Raw genomic sequence first — 5,353 nt, 5'->3', positions numbered from 1 at the left:
TGGACTTGATGTCATTTGACTGATTCACGATCTTCGGATTGTTGTTTCTAGAGTCTTTTACGGAGAGTTTGATCCTGGCTCAGGACGAACGCTGGCGGCGTGCTTAACACATGCAAGTCGAGCGGTAAGGCCTTTCGGGGTACACGAGCGGCGAACGGGTGAGTAACACGTGGGTGATCTGCCCTGCACTCTGGGATAAGCCTGGGAAACTGGGTCTAATACTGGATATGACCTCAGCATGCATGTGCTGGGGTGGAAAGCTTTTGTGGTGCAGGATGGGCCCGCGGCCTATCAGCTTGTTGGTGGGGTAATGGCCTACCAAGGCGACGACGGGTAGCCGACCTGAGAGGGTGACCGGCCACACTGGGACTGAGACACGGCCCAGACTCCTACGGGAGGCAGCAGTGGGGAATATTGCACAATGGGCGGAAGCCTGATGCAGCGACGCCGCGTGAGGGATGAAGGCCTTCGGGTTGTAAACCTCTTTCAGCAGGGACGAAGCGTGAGTGACGGTACCTGCAGAAGAAGCACCGGCTAACTACGTGCCAGCAGCCGCGGTAATACGTAGGGTGCGAGCGTTGTCCGGAATTACTGGGCGTAAAGAGTTCGTAGGCGGTTTGTCGCGTCGTTTGTGAAAACCCGGGGCTCAACTTCGGGCTTGCAGGCGATACGGGCAGACTTGAGTGTTTCAGGGGAGACTGGAATTCCTGGTGTAGCGGTGAAATGCGCAGATATCAGGAGGAACACCGGTGGCGAAGGCGGGTCTCTGGGAAACAACTGACGCTGAGGAACGAAAGCGTGGGTAGCAAACAGGATTAGATACCCTGGTAGTCCACGCCGTAAACGGTGGGCGCTAGGTGTGGGTTCCTTCCACGGGATCTGTGCCGTAGCTAACGCATTAAGCGCCCCGCCTGGGGAGTACGGCCGCAAGGCTAAAACTCAAAGGAATTGACGGGGGCCCGCACAAGCGGCGGAGCATGTGGATTAATTCGATGCAACGCGAAGAACCTTACCTGGGTTTGACATACACCGGAAAGCTGCAGAGATGTGGCCCCCCTTGTGGTCGGTGTACAGGTGGTGCATGGCTGTCGTCAGCTCGTGTCGTGAGATGTTGGGTTAAGTCCCGCAACGAGCGCAACCCTTGTCTTATGTTGCCAGCGCGTTATGGCGGGGACTCGTAAGAGACTGCCGGGGTCAACTCGGAGGAAGGTGGGGACGACGTCAAGTCATCATGCCCCTTATGTCCAGGGCTTCACACATGCTACAATGGCCAGTACAGAGGGCTGCGAGACCGTGAGGTGGAGCGAATCCCTTAAAGCTGGTCTCAGTTCGGATCGGGGTCTGCAACTCGACCCCGTGAAGTCGGAGTCGCTAGTAATCGCAGATCAGCAACGCTGCGGTGAATACGTTCCCGGGCCTTGTACACACCGCCCGTCACGTCATGAAAGTCGGTAACACCCGAAGCCGGTGGCCTAACCCCTTGTGGGAGGGAGCCGTCGAAGGTGGGATCGGCGATTGGGACGAAGTCGTAACAAGGTAGCCGTACCGGAAGGTGCGGCTGGATCACCTCCTTTCTAAGGAGCCTCTTCGCTCGGGTGTACTGCTGAACAGTCAGCAGAGGACCTGGCGACAGAAACCGTTTCGGATGCATACGTCATCCGGCGGTGCTCACGGGTGGAACACTGACAACCAACTTGTTCATCGTGTGGCCGGCCCTTGCGTCGACCATCGAACTGGTTATATCGGCATACTGTTGGGTCCTGAGAGAACACGTGAGTGTTTCTTTCTAGGCAAGACATATACAGGCAACTTCGGTTGTATCTATCGGTTCCCTTGGTTGGGGATGTCTGAGGTCGACGTGTACGGGGTTGTGTGTGTGTTGTTTGAGAATTGCACAGTGGACGCGAGCATCTTTGTTGTAAGTAATGAAGAGCGTACGGTGGATGCCTTGGCACCAGGAGCCGATGAAGGACGTAGGAGGCTGCGATAAGCCTCGGGGAGCTGTCAACCGAGCTGTGATCCGAGGGTGTCCGAATGGGGAAACCCAGCACGAGTGATGTCGTGTTACCTGCATCTGAATATATAGGGTGTGTGGAGGGAACGTGGGGAAGTGAAACATCTCAGTACCCACAGGAAGAGAAAACAATTGTGATTCCGTGAGTAGTGGCGAGCGAAAGCGGAGGAGGCCAAACTTTGTGCGTGTGATACCCGGCAGGGGTTGCGTATGGAGGGTTGTGGGGTTTGCATGTGATGGTTCTGCCGGACTGTCCGACAGTGAGAAATCATGGTGTTAGTCGAAGTGGTCTGGAACGGCCTGTCGTAGAGGGTGAGAGTCCCGTAGACGAAAACATTGTGACTGTCGAGTGTGGATGCCCAAGTAGCAGCGGGCCCGTGAAATCTGCTGTGAATCTGTCGGGACCACCCGATAAGCCTGAATACTCCCTGGTGACCGATAGCGGACTAGTACCGTGAGGGAAAGGTGAAAAGTACCCCGGGAGGGGAGTGAAATAGTACCTGAAACCGTGCGCTTACAATCCGTCAGAGCTGGTGCACCACTTGTGGTGGCTGGTGATGGCGTGCCTTTTGAAGAATGAGCCTGCGAGTTAGTGGCATGTCGCGAGGTTAACCCGTGTGGGGTAGCCGTAGCGAAAGCGAGTCCGAATAGGGCGTATCACCTTCGTGGTGTGTAGTGGCGTGTTCTAGACCCGAAGCGGAGTGATCTACCCATGGCCAGGTTGAAGCGACGGTAAGACGTCGTGGAGGACCGAACCCACTTAGGTTGAAAACTGAGGGGATGAGTTGTGGGTAGGGGTGAAAGGCCAATCAAACTCCGTGATAGCTGGTTCTCCCCGAAATGCATTTAGGTGCAGCGTCACGTGTTTCTCATCGGAGGTAGAGCTACTGGATGGTCTAGGGGGCTTACCGGCTTACCGAAATCAGCCAAACTCCGAATGCCGGTGAGTGAGAGCGTGGCAGTGAGACTGCGGGCGATAAGGTTCGTAGTCGAGAGGGAAACAGCCCAGATCGCCAGCTAAGGTCCCTAAGCGTGTACTAAGTGGAAAAGGATGTGGGGTCGCGAAGACAACCAGGAGGTTGGCTTAGAAGCAGCCACCCTTGAAAGAGTGCGTAATAGCTCACTGGTCAAGTGATCCTGCGCCGACAATGTAGCGGGGCTCAAGTACACCACCGAAGCTGCGGCACTCACACAACAGCCCGCCTTTCTCTTGCGAGGGATTGGCCAGGTGTGTGGGTGGGTAGGGGAGCGTCGTGCAGCCGTGGAAGCATCGGGGTGACCTAGGTGTGGAGGCTGTGCGAGTGAGAATGCAGGCATGAGTAGCGAAAGACGAGTGAGAAACTCGTCCGCCGAATGACCAAGGGTTCCTGGGCCAGGTTAATCCGCCCAGGGTGAGTCGGGACCTAAGACGAGGCCGACAGGCGTAGCCGATGGACAACGGGTTGATATTCCCGTACCCGTGTGAACGCGCCCCTGGTGAATCAGTGATACTAACCGCCCTGAATCCCGGTGACGGATCTCTTTCGAGAGTGATGCGCTGGGTGGATGCGTGGGACCTGATCTGGTAGTAGCCAAGCGATGGGGTGACGCAGGAAGGTAGCTGAGCCAGTCAGTGGTAATACTGGTGTAAGCCTGTAGGGCGAGACATAGGCAAATCCGTGTCTCATACAGCCTGAGAGGTGATGCGTAGCCGATTGAGGCGAATTCAGTGATCCTATGCTGCCGAGAAAAGCCTCTAGCGAGCTTTCACACGGCCCGTACCCCAAACCGACACAGGTGGTCAGGTAGAGAATACTGAGGCGATCGAGATAACTATGGTTAAGGAACTCGGCAAAATGCCCCCGTAACTTCGGGAGAAGGGGGACCTCGTCCGGTGATCATCCTTGCGGTGTGAGCTGGGTGGGGTCGCAGAGACCAGTGAGAAGCGACTGTTTACTAAAAACACAGGTCCGTGCGAAGTCGTAAGACGATGTATACGGACTGACGCCTGCCCGGTGCTGGAAGGTTAAGAGGACCGGTCAACTGCACTTGTGTGGTGAAGCTGAGAATTTAAGCCCCAGTAAACGGCGGTGGTAACTATAACCATCCTAAGGTAGCGAAATTCCTTGTCGGGTAAGTTCCGACCTGCACGAATGGCGTAACGACTTCTCAGCTGTCTCAACCATAGACTCGGCGAAATTGCATTACGAGTAAAGATGCTCGTTACGCGCGGCAGGACGAAAAGACCCCGGGACCTTCACTATAGCTTGGTATTGGTGTTCGGTTCGGTTTGTGTAGGATAGGTGGGAGACTGTGAAGCGGTGACGCCAGTTACTGTGGAGTCGTTGTTGAAATACCACTCTGATCGTATTGGATACCTCAACCTCGGACCATGATCTGGTTCAGGGACAGTGCCTGGTGGGTAGTTTAACTGGGGCGGTTGCCTCCCAAAATGTAACGGAGGCGCCCAAAGGTTCCCTCAGCCTGGTTGGCAATCAGGTGTCGAGTGCAAGTGCACAAGGGAGCTTGACTGTGAGACTGACAGGTCGAGCAGGGACGAAAGTCGGGACTAGTGATCCGGCACCGGCATGTGGAAGCGGTGTCGCTCAACGGATAAAAGGTACCCCGGGGATAACAGGCTGATCTTCCCCAAGAGTCCATATCGACGGGATGGTTTGGCACCTCGATGTCGGCTCGTCGCATCCTGGGGCTGGAGTAGGTCCCAAGGGTTGGGCTGTTCGCCCATTAAAGCGGCACGCGAGCTGGGTTTAGAACGTCGTGAGACAGTTCGGTCTCTATCCGCCGCGCGCGTCAGAAACTTGAGGAAGGCTGTCCCTAGTACGAGAGGACCGGGACGGACGAACCTCTGGTGTGCCAGTTGTTCCACCAGGAGCACCGCTGGTTAGCTACGTTCGGAAGGGATAACCGCTGAAAGCATCTAAGCGGGAAGCCTGTTCCAAGATGAGGTTTCTCACCCCCTTTGTGGGGGTAAGGCCCCCGGCAGACCACCGGGTTGATAGGCCAGAACTGGAAGTGCAGTAATGCATGCAGGTGACTGGTACTAATAGGCCGAGGACTTACCACAAAGAAGCTACGCGTCCACTGTGCAATATCTGAAACAACACACGAAAGTTGTATTTTCAGGTACACAACTACATGAAAACCAAGAACGAACACACACACTGTGTGTGTCTCCGACTTCGGTTCGTTCGTGACACTGTTTCACAGAGTTACGGCGGCCATAGCGGAGGGGAAACGCCCGGTCCCATTCCGAACCCGGAAGCTAAGCCCTCCAGCGCCGATGGTACTGCACCCGACAGGGTGTGGGAGAGTAGGACACCGCCGAACACACTTTCACAG

3 rRNA genes are annotated in these 5,353 nt (G+C 55.7%); all 3 read left to right on the top strand.

Features of this window, described 5'->3' with window-relative positions:
* Positions 1-56 precede the first annotated feature (56 nt).
* The 3 genes from CH292_RS27600 to rrf all read left to right on the top strand — a co-directional run bounded on the left by CH292_RS27600 (position 57) and on the right by rrf (position 5,341).
* Positions 57-1,574 (top strand): 16S ribosomal RNA (locus CH292_RS27600).
* Between the two features lie 342 nt (positions 1,575-1,916).
* Positions 1,917-5,078 (top strand): 23S ribosomal RNA (locus tag CH292_RS27595).
* Between the two features lie 146 nt (positions 5,079-5,224).
* Positions 5,225-5,341 (top strand): 5S ribosomal RNA (gene rrf / locus CH292_RS27590).
* The 16S, 23S and 5S rRNA genes sit together here, the layout of an rRNA operon.
* Positions 5,342-5,353: the final 12 nt, after the last annotated feature.

Source organism: Rhodococcus sp. 14-2470-1a (genome assembly GCF_002259425.1).
GTDB classification, from domain to species: Bacteria; Actinomycetota; Actinomycetes; order Mycobacteriales; family Mycobacteriaceae; genus Rhodococcoides; species Rhodococcoides fascians_E.
This window is presented reverse-complemented; position numbering and strand designations above follow the sequence as displayed.